The following is a 13,644-nucleotide window of genomic DNA, read 5'->3' as shown; positions in this document are numbered from 1 at the left end:
CAGTCCTCGGGAGGCGAGCGCATGAAGATCCTGGTGCCTGTCAAGCGGGTGGTCGACTACAACGTGAAGATCCGGGTGAAGCCCGACGGGTCCGGCGTCGACCTCGCCAACGTGAAGATGTCGATGAACCCCTTCGACGAGATCGCCGTCGAGGAGGCGATCCGGCTCAAGGAGAAGGGCGTCGCCACCGAGGTCGTGGCGGTGTCGATCGGGCCGCAGCAATCGGCCGAGACGATCCGCACGGCGCTCGCCATGGGCGCGGACCGGGGCATCCTGGTCAAGACCGACGGCGTGGTCGAGCCGCTCGCGGTGGCGAAGCTGCTGAAGGCGATCGTCGGCAACGAGAGCCCTGACCTGGTGATCATGGGCAAGCAGGCGATCGACGACGATTGCAACCAGACCGGCCAGATGCTCGCCGCGCTGCTGGGCTGGGCCCAGGGCACCTTCGCCTCGAAGGTGGAGCCCGCCGAGGGCACGATCGACGTCACGCGCGAGGTCGACGGCGGCCTCCAGACGGTCTCGCTGAAGCTCCCCGCCATCGTCACGACGGACCTGCGCCTCAACGAGCCGCGCTACGCGTCGCTGCCCAACATCATGAAGGCCAAGAAGAAGCCGCTCGAGGAGACGACGCCCGACGCGCTCGGCGTCGACGTCGCCCCGCGGCTCACCGTGGTGAAGACGACGGAGCCGCCCAAGCGCGAGGCCGGCGTCAAGGTCGGCTCGGTCGCCGAGCTCGTCGGCAAGCTCAAGAACGAAGCGGGAGTGCTCTGACCATGGCGATCCTCGTCCTCGCCGAACACGACAACGCGACCCTCAAGGACGCGACCCACAAGACGCTCGCCGCCGCCCGCGAGATCGGCTCGCCCGTGCACGTGCTGGTCGCGGGCTCCGGCGCCGGCGCCGTCGCCGAGGCGGCGGCGACGCTGGAGGGCGTCGAGACCGTGCTCCACGCCGATGCGCCCGCCTACGAGCGGTTTCTCGCCGAGCCGCTCGCCGCGCTGATCGTCGCGCTGGCCGAGCGCTACGACGCGCTCGTCGCGCCGGCCTCGACCACGGGCAAGAACGTCATGCCCCGCGTCGCGGCGCTCATCGACGTGATGCAGGTCTCCGACATCGTGAAGGTGGTCGCCCCCGACACGTTCGAGCGGCCGATCTACGCCGGCAACGCGCTCCAGACCGTCACCTGCGCCGAGCCGAAGAAGGTGATCACGGTGCGCACCGCCTCCTTCCAGGCGGTGGGGACCGGGGGCTCCGCGAAGGTCGAGCAGGTCCCGGCCGCCGAGGATCCGGGCCTGTCGACCTTCAAGGGCGAGGAGATCGCCCATTCCGACCGGCCCGAGCTGACGTCGGCCAAGATCATCATCTCCGGCGGCCGCTCGCTCGGCTCGACGGAGAATTTCAAGACCTATATCGAGCCCATCGCCGACACGCTCGGCGCGGCCATGGGCGCCTCGCGCGCCGCGGTCGACGCGGGCTACGCGCCCAACGACTGGCAGGTCGGCCAGACCGGCAAGGTCGTCGCGCCCGACCTCTACATCGCGGTGGGCATCTCCGGCGCCATCCAGCACCTCGCCGGCATGAAGGATTCGCGCGTCATCGTCGCCATCAACAAGGACGAGGAAGCCCCGATCTTCCAGGTGGCCGATTACGGCCTCGTGGGGGATCTGTTCGAGATCGCCCCCGAAATGGCGAAGGTCCTCTCCGATGCCGGCTGAGACGGCGCGCCACCCCCAGATCCCCGGCGCGCGCATCATCGACGGCCGCGCCGTGGCCGCGGGCCTGCGCGCCCGCCTCGCCGAGGCGATCGCGGCCGCGCCCTTCGCGCCGCGCCTCGACGTGATCCTCGTCGGCGCGGACCCGGCGAGCGCGGTCTACGTCAAGGCCAAGGAGAAGGCGGCCCGCGAGGCCGGCATGGTCTCGCAGATCCACCGCCTGCCCGCCGAGACCGGCCAGGCGGAGCTGCTCGCCCTGATCGCCCGCCTCAACGCCGACGCCACGGTCGACGGCATCCTGGTGCAGCTGCCGCTGCCGGCGCAGATCGACCAGGTGGCGGTGATCGAGGCGATCGACCCGGCCAAGGACGTCGACGGCTTCACGCTGACGAACGTTGGCCGTCTCGCCGCCGGCCTGCCGGGGCTCGTCCCCTGCACGCCCAGGGGCTGCATGGTGCTGCTGCGCGAGACGCTCGGAGACCTGCGCGGCAAGCGCGCCGTCGTCGTCGGCCGCTCGGCCATCGTCGGCCGGCCGATGGCGCAGCTCCTCGTCCAGGCGGACTGCACCGTCGCCATCGCCCATTCCCGCTCCGCCGATCCGGCGGGCGAGTGCCGCACGGCCGACATCGTGGTCGCCGCCGCCGGCCGGGCCGGGCTCGTGACGGCGGACTGGATCGGGCCAGGCGCCGCCGTCATCGACGTCGGCATCAACCGGCTCGCCGACGGGCGCCTAGTCGGTGACGTCGCCTTCGAGAAGGTCGCGGCGATCGCCGGCGCGATCACGCCGGTCCCCGGCGGCGTCGGCCCGATGACGATCGCCTGCCTGCTCGAGAACACCCTCGAGGCCGCCCGTCGCCGCCGCGGCCTGCCGCTCGCCGCAGCGGCCGAGTGACCCCTTCAAGCACGAGGAACGCGCCCATGAACACCCATACCGCTCCCGCCGCCCTCGCCGCCGCCGAGGCGCCCCGGGCCACCGGCTTCGCCGACCCGGTCTTCGCCGCGCTCGACGCCGAGCTGACCCGCCAGCGCGACCAGATCGAGCTGATCGCGTCGGAGAACATCGTCTCCGAGGCGGTGCTCGCGGCGCAGGGCTCCGTCTTCACCAACAAGTACGCCGAGGGCTATCCCGGCCGGCGCTATTACGGCGGCTGCGAGCATGCCGACACCGTCGAGGCGCTCGCCATCGAGCGCGTCTGCCGGCTCTTCGGCGCGGGCTTCGCCAACGTCCAGCCCCATTCGGGCGCGCAGGCGAACGCGGCCGTGTTCCTGGCCCTGCTCCAGCCGGGCGACACCTTCCTCGGCATGTCCCTCGCCGCCGGCGGCCACCTCACCCACGGCGCGCCGCCGACGCTCTCCGGCAAGTGGTTCAAGCCGGTCCAGTACGGCGTGCGCCGCGAGGACGGGCTGATCGACTACGAGGAGGTCGAGCGCCTCGCCCGCGAGCACGAGCCGAAGCTGATCATCGCCGGCGGCTCGTCCTATCCGCGCGTCATCGACTTCGCCCGTTTCCGCGCCATCGCCGATGCGGTCGGGGCGCTGTTCATGGTCGACATGGCGCATTACGCCGGCCTCGTCGCCGCGGGCGTCTACCCCTCGCCGATGCCCCACGCCCACGTCGTCACCACGACGACGCACAAGACCCTGCGCGGGCCCCGTGGCGGCGTGATCCTGACGAACGACGCGGATCTGGCCAAGAAGTTCAACTCCGCGGTGTTCCCGGGCGCCCAGGGCGGCCCGCTGATGCACGTCGTCGCCGCCAAGGCGGTCGCCTTCGGCGAGGCGCTGGAGCCGTCCTTCAAGACCTACGCGGCGCGCGTGATCGGCAACGCGAGGGCGCTCGCCGCGCGGCTCGTCGAGCACGGCGCGGCCATCGTCTCGGGGGGCACCGACAGCCATATCGTGCTCGTCGACCTGCGCCCGCTGCGCGTCACCGGCAAGGCGGCGGAAGCGGCGCTCGAGCGCGCGGGGCTGACCTGCAACAAGAACGGCATCCCCTTCGATCCGGAGAAGCCGGCGATCACCTCGGGCATCCGTCTGGGCACGCCGGCGGGCACCACCCGCGGCTTCGGCGAGGCCGAGTTCCGCACGGTGGCGGACCTCATCGCCCGCGTCCTCGTCGGCCTCGCCGAGGCGGGCGAGGAGGGCAATGCCGAGAACGAGGCGGCCGTGCGCGCCGAGGTGAAGGCGCTCTGCGACCGCTTCCCGCTCTATCCCGGGCTGTGACGTCCCCCAAAGCCCGGCGGCGGTCGCCGCCGCCGGGCCCGTAAACGTCGGGTCAAGGCAAGAACCCGTCGCCTCCATCCGCGTATTCCCCGAAGTTTGTCTGTCTAATCTTCTCCAAGCACGCGTCCGACGTGCGCAGACCAATCGTCCGGCAAAGCCGGGCATCTCGTCTCTTCTGGAGGGAAGAATGGCAAACCTCGGTCCCGGTGACGGGCGTGAGGCGGGCTCGCACGAGCACGGCTACGTCGTCGGTCAAGACAACATCCAAAGGCGGTTCGGCCCCTTCGAGGTCGACGTCCACAACCCGGTCTTCATCATTTCCGGGCTCGTCTCGGTCCTGTTCGTGGTCTTCACGCTCGCCTTCCAGGAGGAAGCCGCGAGCTTCTTCGGCTGGCTGCGGCCGACGCTGACCTCGGCCTTCGACTGGTTCTTCCTCGCGGCGGCCAACGTCTTCGTCGTGGTCTGCCTCGTCCTCGTGGTCTCGCCCTACGGCAAGGTGCGCCTCGGCGGCGCCGACGCGAAGCCGGATTTCGGGCTCCTGCCCTGGTTCAGCATGCTGTTCGCGGCGGGCATGGGCATCGGCCTGATGTTCTACGGCGTGGCCGAGCCGATCTCGCACTATTCCGCCGCCGTCGCCCCCGATGCGGGCACGGCCGCGAGCTGGGCGCCGCTCGCGGGCGCGCCCAACGATCCGGCCGAGGCGATGCGCCTCTCCATGGCGGCCTCGATCTACCATTGGGGCCTGCACCCCTGGGCGATCTACGCCGTGCTCGGCCTCGCGCTCGCGCTCTTCGCCTTCAACCGCGGCCTGCCGCTGACGGTGCGCTCGATCTTCTACCCGATCCTCGGCAAGCGGATCTGGGGCTGGCCGGGCCACGTCATCGACATCCTCGCCGTGTTCGCGACGCTGTTCGGGCTCGCCACCTCGCTGGGCTTCGGCGCGGAGCAGGCCTCGGCCGGCATCGAGTTCCTGTTCGGCGTGCCGGCGACGGAAGGCACCAAGGTGCTGCTGATCATCGGCATCACCCTCGTCGCGCTCCTGTCGGTGGTGCTCGGCCTCGAGGTCGGCGTGCGCCGGCTCTCGGAGCTCAACATCACGCTCGCGGCGCTGCTGATGCTGTTCATGATCGTGATGGGCCCCACCGCCCTGATCCTGACCGGCTTCGTCGACAACCTCGTCGCCTATATCGAGTACCTGCCGGCGCTGGCGAACCCCGTCGGCCGCGAGGACGCGAACTTCGCCCAGGGCTGGACCTCGTTCTACTGGGCCTGGTGGATCTCCTGGTCGCCCTTCGTCGGCATGTTCATCGCGCGGGTCTCGCGCGGGCGCACCGTGCGCGAGTTCATCACCTGCACGCTGCTGATCCCCTCGCTCGTCACCGTCTTGTGGATGACGGCGCTCGGCGGCACGGCCATCGACGAGATCGTCGCCCACGGCCGCGCCTTCGTCGCCGACGCGCCGCTCGAGCTGAAGCTGTTCGCGCTGCTCGAGGGCTTCCCGCTCACCGCCGTGACCTCCTTCGTCGGCATCGTGCTGGTGGTGGTGTTCTTCGTCACCTCGTCGGATTCGGGCTCGCTCGTGATCGACTCGATCACCGCCGGCGGCAAGACCGACTCGCCGACGCCCCAGCGGGTGTTCTGGTGCCTGTTCGAGGGCATGGTCGCCATCGCGCTGCTGCTCGGCGGCGGACTCGTGGCGCTCCAGGCCATGGCGGTGTCGACGGGCTTTCCCTTCACCTTCGTCCTGCTCGGCGCCTGCGTCGCGCTGGTGAAGGGGCTGGCCAGCGAGCGCGCCATCCAGCGCAGCCTCGCGCCGAAGCGCGCCAGGGCCTAGGAGGCTGTCCGAGTAATTTTCTGGACGTGGGAATCCGGTCGTGATTCTCTTGTTTCATGAGCACGAGCAAGACGTTTCGCCCCTGGGATGTCGAGCAGAGCTGGCTTCTGCCGCCGTCCATTCACGACTTCGTCCCGCCTGGGCACGCGGCGCACTTCGTGCGCGAGACGGTGCGTGAGGGGCTGGATCTGCGGGATATCCTGAGCGCCTACATCGAGCTGCGAGGCTATCCGCCGTATCATCCGGCGATGATGGTGGCGCTTCTGCTGTACGGCTACAGCCGCGGGGTCTACTCCTCGCGCCAGCTGGCGCGAGCCTGCGAGGAGCGGGTCGACTTCATGGCGGTGACGGGCCTGCAGCGGCCGGACTTCCGCACGATCGCGGACTTCCGCAAGCGCCATCTCAAGGCGCTGGGGCGCCTGTTCGAGCAGGTGCTGCGCCTGTGCCGGGCGGCGGGACTGGTGCAGCTCGGGCACGTCGCTCTGGACGGCACGAAGATCAAGGCGAACGCCTCGCGGCACAAGGCGATGAGCTATGGCCGCATGAAGAGCGCGGAGCCGGCGCTGGCCGATGCGGTGGCGGGCTGGCTCGACCGGGCCGAGACGGCGGACCGCGAGGAGGATGCCGCGCACGGCGAGCGGCGCGGGGACGAGATGCCGGACTGGGCGGCGGACAAGCTGCGCCGGCTGGAGCGGATCCGGGCGGCCAAGGCCGCGCTGGAGGCCGAGGCGGCGGCGCCGGCGGGCGGCGAGGACGAGGACGGCCCCGGTCCCTCCAGCGGCATGCAGGATCGCGGGCGGCCCAAGCGCGCGCCCGACGGCGGCCCGCCGGACAAGGCGCAGCGCAACTTCACCGACCCCGACAGCCGCATCCAGCCGACCCGCGACGGCTTCATCCAGGGCTACAACGCCCAGATCGCCGTCGACGCCGCCCACCAGGTGATCGTCGCCCACCGCCTCCAGAGCAATCCGGGCGACGTCGACGCCCTCGTCCCCCTGGTGGACGCCGTGCGCCGCAATCTCGGAGCCAAGCCCCGCGAGATCTCGGCGGACGCCGGCTTCTGCTCGGAGGCGAACCTCGGCGCCCTGAAGGCGCGCCGCATCCGCGCCTACGTCGCCGTCGGCCGCGCCAAGCACGCCACCGGGGTCCCGGCGACCGAGCGGCGCCTCTCGAAATCACCCCTGACCCGGGCCATGGCCGAGACGCTCGCCCGCGCCGGGCGGCGCAGCCGCTACAGGCTGCGCAAGCAGGTCGTCGAGCCCGTCTTCGGGCAGATCAAGCAGGATCGCGGGATGCGCCAGCTCCTCTTGCGCGGCCTCGGCGCCGTCAGGGCCGAATGGGCGCTCGTCTGCACCGCTCACAACATCGCGAAGCTCGTCGCCGCTCACAACCGACCGAGGCCGGCCGGATGAGACGGGGCGAACGCGTCCCGCGAACGAAACGCACTCGCGTCGCAGAACGAATTAGCTGGACAGCCTCCTAGCGGTCCACCGCGAGCCCGCTCGGGACGGTCTCGGGAATCCCGAGCCGTCCCGCGATCGCGTCCTCGTCGGTCAGGCTCTCGAGGAAGGCGATCAGCGCCGCGACCTCGGCCTCGTCGAGGGCCCCCGCTCCCGCGGGGGCGTCTCGCGAGGCCGCCTCCATGATGGCGGCCGTCTCGGCGACGTCGGCCAGCGGGGCGAAATCGGGCTTCGCCGGCGCGAAGTCCGGCAGCGTCGCGTCGGGGGCGTAGGCCGCGAGCCCCGCCGCCGGATCGGCGTGGAAGCGCAGGAACGCCGCGAGATCCGAATGCCCGCCGGCATGGCCCCAGGGGCCGGTCTCCACCACGTTGCGCAGGGACGGCGTGCGGAAGGCGTAGGCGTCGGCGGGGTCGTTCGTCACCCGCATGCGGCCGACGTCGCGGGCATGGCTCTCGAAGCGCTCCGCCTTGCCGGGGCCGAGCTGCGGGGCGGCCATGGCGTGAAAGCCGTGATCGGTCTGGAACGGGCCCGCATGGCAGGTGGCGCAGCCGGCCTCCCCGTAGAACAGGCGCATCCCCGCCTCCGCCTGCGGCGCGAGCGCGCCCTCCCCGCGCAGATACGCGTCGAAGGGCGAGGCGTCGGCCCGCCATTCGAATTCCACGAAGGCGGCGATGGCGTTCGAGATGTCGGTGAAGGCGATGGGGCGCCCCGCCGCGATCTCCGGATAGGCCGCCTCGAACAGAGCCTGGTATTCCGGGATGGCGGCGACGCGCTCGGAGATCAGGTCCCAGGCCCCGCCCTCGCCGGTGATCAGGCCCTGGCGCACCGCCCGCGAGATCTCGTTCTCGGAATAGTGCCCGGCCATCTCGTCCGGCGAGAGCACCGGGAACATGGTCTGCGCCGAGAGGAGCGTGGCGAAGCCCGTCACCATCTCGTCCTCGAGCGGCGTGCGCAGGCCCGACGGGCGGGAGGGGTCCTCCTCGATGCGCCCGTCGTGGAACATCACCGTGAATTCGTGGGCGCCCAGGTTGAAGAGCGCCGGCGCGTTGCGCGGGATGCGCTGCTCGGGGAGGTTCTGCGGATCGACGACGCGCTCCGGCCCGAGCCCGCGCCCGCCCTCCCCCATGCCGAGCGAGAGCCCGTCGGAGGTGCCGAATTTCGGGTGATGGCAGGTGCCGCAGGAGATGTTGCGGTTGCCCGACAGGATCGGGTCCCAGAACAGCAGCCGGCCGAGCTCGGCCTCCTGGCGGTCGACGGGGCGATAATCGGCGTCGGTCGGCGCGCGCGGGAGGTCGAGCGCGGCGGCGGGGGTGGCTAGGAGGAGAGCGAGGGCGGCGATGCTCACTCCTTCCCTGTAGGGGAAGGTGGACCGACGCGAAGCGGCGGGACGGATGGGGCACGCCGAAGGCGTGTTCCGCGCAGCGGAAATCGGGCCACCCTGCGCCGTCTCGCCCTGCACCGTTTCGGCTTCGCCGAACGCGCCTTCGGCGCGCCCCATCCGTCTCGGCTTCGCCGAGACACCTTCCCCTACAGGGAAGGAGAGCGCGTCGCGGCCTTCATCCATCGCTCGCCCTCTCCTCACACGAAGCGGTTGACCCGGTTCTCCAGCCGCTCCTGCCGGCCAGAGACCGGCTGCGGGTCGATCCCCTCCGCCTCGACGCGCGCGGCGATCGCGGCGAGGTCGGAGGACAGCATCGCCTGCGCCTCCGGCCGGTCCCAGCCGGCGTAGCGCTCGGCGCGCATGCGCTCGAGGCCGCCGTCCTCCAGCATGGCGGCGGCCGCGATCAGCCCGCGGGCGCAGACGTCCATGCCGCCGACATGGGCGGCCACCAGATCGACGGGGTCGAGCGACTGGCGGCGGAGCTTCGCGTCGAAGTTGGTGCCGCCGGTGGTGAAGCCGCCGGCCCGCAGGATCTCGTAATAGGCGAGCGCCACCTCCGGGTGATTGTTCGGGAACTGGTCCGTGTCCCAGCCGGACTGGTAGTCGTTCCGGTTCATGTCGATCGAGCCGAAGACGCCGAGGCTCGCCGCGAGCGCGATCTCGTGCTCGAAGGAATGGCCGGCGAGGATGGCGTGGCCCTGCTCGATGTTGAGCTTCACCTCGCCCTCGAGCCCGAAGCGGCGCAGGAACCCGTAGACCGTGGCGACGTCGTAGTCGTACTGGTGCTTCGTGGGCTCCTGGGGCTTGGGCTCGATCAGGATCGTGCCGGGAAAGCCGATCTTGTGCTTGTACTCGACCACCATCGAAAGAAACCGCCCGGCATGCTCCGCCTCGCGGCCGAGATCGGTGTTGAGCAGCGTCTCGTAGCCCTCGCGCCCGCCCCAGAGCACGTAGTTCTGCCCGCCGAGCTTGTGGGTGGCGTCGATGCAGGATTTCACCGTGGCGGCGGCGTAGGCGAAGACGTCCGGGTCCGGGTTCGTCGCCGCGCCGGCCATGAAGCGGCGGTGCGAGAACAGGTTCGCCGTGCCCCAGAGGAGCTTCGTCCGCGACGATTCCATCTTGCCGGCGAAATAATCGACGATCTCCTCGAGGTTCCGCCGGCTCTCGGCGAAGCTCGCGCCCTCGGGGCGAACGTCCGCGTCGTGGAAGCAGAAGAACGGGACGCCGAGGAGATCGAACAGCTCGAAGGCGACGTCCGCCTTCAGCTTCGCCGCCGCCATTCCGTCCTCGAACCACGGCCGCTCGAAGGTCTGGCCGCCGAACGGGTCGCCGCCCGGCCAGGCGAAGGAATGCCAATAGGCCACCGCGAAGCGCAGGTGGTCCTCGAGCCGCTTGCCCATGACGACCCGGTCCGGGTCGTACCAGCGGAAGGCGAGCTCGGCCTCGCTCTGCGGCCCCTCGTAGCGGACGGGGGCGATCCCGGCGAAGAAGTCGGTCATGACAGGCTCCCGATGGCTCGCGCGGCGGCGCGGTAGCGCGCATGCGCGTCGTCGTAGGCGGCGGTGAGATCGGTGATCGGCGCGATGCGCCGGGCGATCGGCGGAGGCGTCGCGATCTCGGGCCCCGCCCCGGTCGCCGCCATCAGGGCGAGGCGAGCCGCGCCGAAGGCCGCGCCGAAATCCCCGGCGGCGGGGACGTCGACCGGGACGCCCAGCGCCGTCGCGATCGTGGCGAGCCAGGTCTCCGAGCGGCTGCCGCCGCCGAGCGCGATCAGCCGGTCGATGCGCGTGCCGGTGGCCGCGAGGGCGTCGCGGCAGTCCCTGAGCGCGAAGGCGACGCCGTCGAGCACGGCGCGGGTGCCGGCCGCGCGGTTCGTCTCGTGCTCGAGGCCGAGGAACGCGCCGCGGATCGACGCGTCGTTGAGCGGCGTGCGCTCGCCGCCGAGATAGGGCAGGAAGAGGGTGCGCCCCGGCGCCGTGGGCGCGCCCAGCTCTGCGGTGAGGGCGGCGGCGTCCGCGCCGACGAGGCGGGCGTACCAGTTCAGCGCGTCCGTCGCGGCGAGGATGACGCCCATCTGGTGCCAGGCGTTCGGCAGCGCGTGGCAGAAGGTGTGCACCGCCGTTTCGGGGGCGGGCGCGTAGCCCTCCGCCGCGGCGAAGAGCACGCCGGACGTGCCGAGCGAGACGAAGGCCTCGCCGGCTTCGACCACGCCAGCGCCGACGCCCGACGCCGCGTTGTCCCCACCCCCGCCGGCGATGACGACGCCCTCCGGCAGCCCCCAGCGTACGGCGAGGGCGGGGCGGAGCGTGCCGGAGACCTCGGAGCCCTCGACGAGCCGGGGCATGTGCGCCCGCGTCAGCCCCGTCGCGGCGAGGAGGTCGTCCGACCAGTCGCGCGCCCCCGTGTCGAGCCAGCTGGTGCCGGCGGCGTCCGACATCTCCGCGACGTGCTCGCCCGTGAGCCACAGACGCAGATAATCCTTCGGCAGGAGCACCCGCCCGACCTTGGCGAAGGTCGCGGGCTCGTGCGCCGCGACCCAGGCGAGCTTCGGCGCGGTGAAGCCGGGGAAGACGATGTTGCCGGTGATGCGCCGGAAGCGCGGGTCCGCGTCGAGGGCGGCGGCCTCGGCGTGGGCGCGCGTGTCGTTCCACAGGATGCAGGGGCGCAGCACCTCGTCGGCGGCGTCGAGCAGCGTCGCCCCGTGCATCTGGCCCGAAAGCCCGATGCCGCGGACCTCGGAGAGTCCGTGCTTCGCGAGCTGGTCCATCACGCTCTCGGCCGCGGCGAGCCAGTCGGAGGGGTTCTGCTCCGACCAGCCCTCGTGCGGGCGCGAGACCGAGAGCGGGGCGCTCGCCTCGGCGAGGACCGCCTGATCCTCGCCGACGAGGACGCCCTTGAGCCCGGACGTGCCGAGATCGAGCCCGATGACCGTCATGATCCGCCGCTTTCCGTATCCGTCAGGCCGCGAGGTGCTCGGGCTGCTTGCCGGCGATGATCATGCCGAGCAGGTCGTCCTCCGTGACCTCCGCCACGTTCACGATGCCGACGAGCGCGCCGTTCTTCATCACGGCGGCGCGATCGCACAGGGCCTTCACCTGATGGATGTCGTGGTCGATCAGGAAGATGCCGAGCCCCTGGCGCTTGAGCTCGTCGATGAGCTCGGCGACCATCTGCGTCTCCTGCGGGCCGAGCGCCGCCGTGGGCTCGTCCATGATCAGGATCCTGGCGTTGAAGTAGACCGCGCGCGCGATCGCCACCGACTGGCGCTGGCCGCCGGAGAGCGCGGAGACCGGCGCGTTGAACTTGCGGAAGTTCGGGTTGAGCCGGCCCATGATCTTGCGCGTCTCGGCCTCCATCTGCGCCTCGTCGATCATGCCGAGGGCGTTCGTCAGCTCGCGGCCGAGGAAGAGGTTGGCGGAGGCGTCGAGATTGTCGGCGAGCGCCAGCGTCTGGTAGATCGTCTCGATGTTGTAGCGCCTGGCGTCGCGCGGGTTGTTGATCGTCGCCCGCTTGCCGTTGATCAGGATCTCGCCGGAATCCATCTGGTAGGCGCCCGAGAGGCACTTGATCAGCGTCGACTTGCCGGCGCCGTTGTGGCCGAGGAGGCCCACGACCTCGCCGGGATGGAGGTCGACCGTGACGTGGTCGACCGCCTTGATGCCGCCGAAGGCGAGCGAGATGTCGCGCATCTCGACGAGCGGCGTACCGCGATCCGCGCTCATCCCTTCCCTCCCGTGCGTCTGCGATAGATGATGTCGACGAGGACGGCGACGACCAGCACCATGCCCACGACGATGTTCTGGAAGGGTGCGTCGACCCCCACCATCGCCATGCCGGACTGGAGCGACTGCATGATCAGCGCGCCGAGGATCGCGCCGTAGATCGTGCCGACGCCGCCCGACAGCGCCGTGCCGCCGATCACCGCGGCCGCGATGACCCGCAATTCGTCGAGCGTGCCGATGTCGTTCGTGTGGTTCGTCAGGCGCGCCGAGGCGACCACCGCCGAGAGCGCGCAGAGGAAGCCCATCAGCGCGAACACCTTGACGGTGAGCATGCGCGTGTTGATGCCCGACAGCTCGGCCGCGTCGGGATTGCCGCCGGTGGCGAAGACGTAGCGGCCGAAGCGGGTCTTGCGGGCGACGGTCGTGAGGATCACGGCGAGCACGATCAGCAGCAGCACCGAGATCGGGATGCCGTAGCCGAGGCTGAGGCCCTCCGGCAGCGCCTCGCCGCGCTCCTGGAACATGCGCCGCAGCCGCCCCGACGGGATCTCGTAGGCGACCAGCGTCGCGACGAAGCCGAAGATCGCGACGGCGATCAGGCCGGCGATCGCGCCCTCGGCCCAGAACGGCTTCACCGGCATCTCGTGGGCGACCTTGTTGCGCCGCGAGGCGACGAGCGCCCACAGCGCGCCGACCGTCGCCACCAGCGCGAAGGCCCAGGAGAGCGTCTCGCCGAGCGTGCCGTTGATGCCGCCGAAGAGGAGGAAGGTCTCGTTCAGCGGCCCGATCGTCTGGCCGTTGGTCAGGTACCAGGCGACGTTGCGCCAGACCAGGAGCCCGCCCAGCGTGACGATGAAGGCCGGGATCAGCAGGTAGCCGACGAGCCAGCCCTGGAAGGCCCCGATCAGCGTGCCCGTGACGAGCCCGATCACGACGGCGAGGCCCGCCACGATCGGGCTGTTCAGCCCGACGCCCAGCAGGTCCGGCAGGATCGCCGTCTGCGCCATCGCCATGACGGCCGAGCAGGTCGCGAGCAGCGAGCCGACCGAGAGGTCGATGTGGCGGGTGACGATGATGAAGACCATGCCGGTGGCCATGATGGCGACCGAGACGGTCTGGATCGTCAGGTTGAAGATGTTGCGCGGGGTGAGGAAGCGCCCGTCGGTGACGAAGTTGAAGGCGAGCGCGAGGATCACGAAGGCGCCGATCATGCCGAGCAGGCGCGTGTCGATCTCCAGCGCGGCGAACAGGCTCTTCTTCTTCGGCGTCGCGGGCGCGTGGGCCGTGGCGGCGGTCATCGGCGCCTCCTTCG

At 71.0% G+C, this 13,644-nt stretch carries 11 protein-coding genes; 6 read left to right on the top strand and 5 right to left on the bottom strand.

Annotated elements, in window-relative coordinates:
* The first annotated feature begins 21 nt into the window (after positions 1-21).
* The 6 genes from ABL310_RS02160 (at position 22) to ABL310_RS02135 (ending at position 7,181) form a co-directional block, all read left to right on the top strand.
* The gene (locus ABL310_RS02160) at positions 22-771 is read left to right on the top strand and encodes an electron transfer flavoprotein subunit beta/FixA family protein (protein ID WP_349370077.1); all 750 of its coding nucleotides are present in this window, start codon (positions 22-24) and stop codon (positions 769-771) included.
* A gap of 2 nt (positions 772-773) precedes the next feature.
* On the top strand, positions 774-1,715 hold the full coding sequence (locus ABL310_RS02155; RefSeq protein ID WP_349370076.1) for an electron transfer flavoprotein subunit alpha/FixB family protein: 942 nt from the start codon (positions 774-776) through the stop codon (positions 1,713-1,715).
* The gene (locus tag ABL310_RS02150; protein ID WP_349370075.1) at positions 1,705-2,604 is read left to right on the top strand and encodes a bifunctional methylenetetrahydrofolate dehydrogenase/methenyltetrahydrofolate cyclohydrolase FolD; all 900 of its coding nucleotides are present in this window, start codon (positions 1,705-1,707) and stop codon (positions 2,602-2,604) included. The genes ABL310_RS02155 and ABL310_RS02150 overlap by 11 nt, the downstream gene beginning before the upstream one ends.
* 26 nt (positions 2,605-2,630) lie before the next feature.
* A complete protein-coding gene (glyA, locus tag ABL310_RS02145; protein ID WP_349370074.1) occupies positions 2,631-3,935 on the top strand; it encodes a serine hydroxymethyltransferase in 1,305 nt (434 codons plus the stop codon).
* Positions 3,936-4,122: 187 nt separating this feature from the next.
* Positions 4,123-5,769 (top strand): BCCT family transporter, encoded by a 1,647-nt coding sequence (locus tag ABL310_RS02140; RefSeq protein WP_349370073.1) that lies wholly within the window; start codon positions 4,123-4,125, stop codon positions 5,767-5,769.
* Positions 5,770-5,825: 56 nt separating this feature from the next.
* Positions 5,826-7,181 (top strand): IS1182 family transposase, encoded by a 1,356-nt coding sequence (locus ABL310_RS02135; protein WP_349368221.1) that lies wholly within the window; start codon positions 5,826-5,828, stop codon positions 7,179-7,181.
* A gap of 67 nt (positions 7,182-7,248) precedes the next feature.
* Here the strand turns inward: ABL310_RS02135 and ABL310_RS02130 are convergent, their stop codons facing one another.
* The 5 genes from ABL310_RS02130 to ABL310_RS02110 form a co-directional block, all read right to left on the bottom strand.
* Positions 7,249-8,574, bottom strand: a complete 1,326-nt coding sequence (locus ABL310_RS02130) for a cytochrome-c peroxidase (RefSeq protein WP_349370072.1) — start codon at positions 8,572-8,574, stop codon at positions 7,249-7,251.
* Between the two features lie 233 nt (positions 8,575-8,807).
* Entirely contained in the window at positions 8,808-10,109 is a 1,302-nt protein-coding gene (xylA, locus tag ABL310_RS02125; protein WP_349370071.1) for a xylose isomerase, read from the bottom strand.
* A complete protein-coding gene (gene xylB / locus ABL310_RS02120; protein WP_349370070.1) occupies positions 10,106-11,545 on the bottom strand; it encodes a xylulokinase in 1,440 nt (479 codons plus the stop codon). Before xylB ends, xylA begins: the two co-directional genes overlap by 4 nt.
* 22 nt (positions 11,546-11,567) lie before the next feature.
* On the bottom strand, positions 11,568-12,332 hold the full coding sequence (locus tag ABL310_RS02115) for an ATP-binding cassette domain-containing protein (protein ID WP_349370069.1): 765 nt from the start codon (positions 12,330-12,332) through the stop codon (positions 11,568-11,570).
* Complete coding sequence (locus tag ABL310_RS02110; RefSeq protein WP_349370068.1) at positions 12,329-13,630, bottom strand: sugar ABC transporter permease; 1,302 nt, start codon at positions 13,628-13,630, stop codon at positions 12,329-12,331. Before ABL310_RS02110 ends, ABL310_RS02115 begins: the two co-directional genes overlap by 4 nt.
* Positions 13,631-13,644: the final 14 nt, after the last annotated feature.

This window comes from Salinarimonas sp. (assembly GCF_040111675.1).
Classification (GTDB): Bacteria; Pseudomonadota; Alphaproteobacteria; order Rhizobiales; family Beijerinckiaceae; genus Salinarimonas.
Note: the sequence above shows the minus strand (reverse complement) of the source record. Positions and strands in the feature narration are given on the sequence as shown.

Coding starts and splice junctions, on each gene's coding strand:
- xylA (WP_349370071.1), bottom strand. CDS start 10,109: ATGACCGACTTCTTCGCCGGGATCGCCCCCGTCCGCTACGAGGGGCCG.
- ABL310_RS02155 (WP_349370076.1), top strand. CDS start 774: ATGGCGATCCTCGTCCTCGCCGAACACGACAACGCGACCCTCAAGGAC.
- ABL310_RS02140 (WP_349370073.1), top strand. CDS start 4,123: ATGGCAAACCTCGGTCCCGGTGACGGGCGTGAGGCGGGCTCGCACGAG.
- glyA (WP_349370074.1), top strand. CDS start 2,631: ATGAACACCCATACCGCTCCCGCCGCCCTCGCCGCCGCCGAGGCGCCC.
- ABL310_RS02135 (WP_349368221.1), top strand. CDS start 5,826: ATGAGCACGAGCAAGACGTTTCGCCCCTGGGATGTCGAGCAGAGCTGG.
- ABL310_RS02160 (WP_349370077.1), top strand. CDS start 22: ATGAAGATCCTGGTGCCTGTCAAGCGGGTGGTCGACTACAACGTGAAG.
- ABL310_RS02115 (WP_349370069.1), bottom strand. CDS start 12,332: ATGAGCGCGGATCGCGGTACGCCGCTCGTCGAGATGCGCGACATCTCG.
- ABL310_RS02110 (WP_349370068.1), bottom strand. CDS start 13,630: ATGACCGCCGCCACGGCCCACGCGCCCGCGACGCCGAAGAAGAAGAGC.
- ABL310_RS02150 (WP_349370075.1), top strand. CDS start 1,705: ATGCCGGCTGAGACGGCGCGCCACCCCCAGATCCCCGGCGCGCGCATC.
- xylB (WP_349370070.1), bottom strand. CDS start 11,545: ATGACGGTCATCGGGCTCGATCTCGGCACGTCCGGGCTCAAGGGCGTC.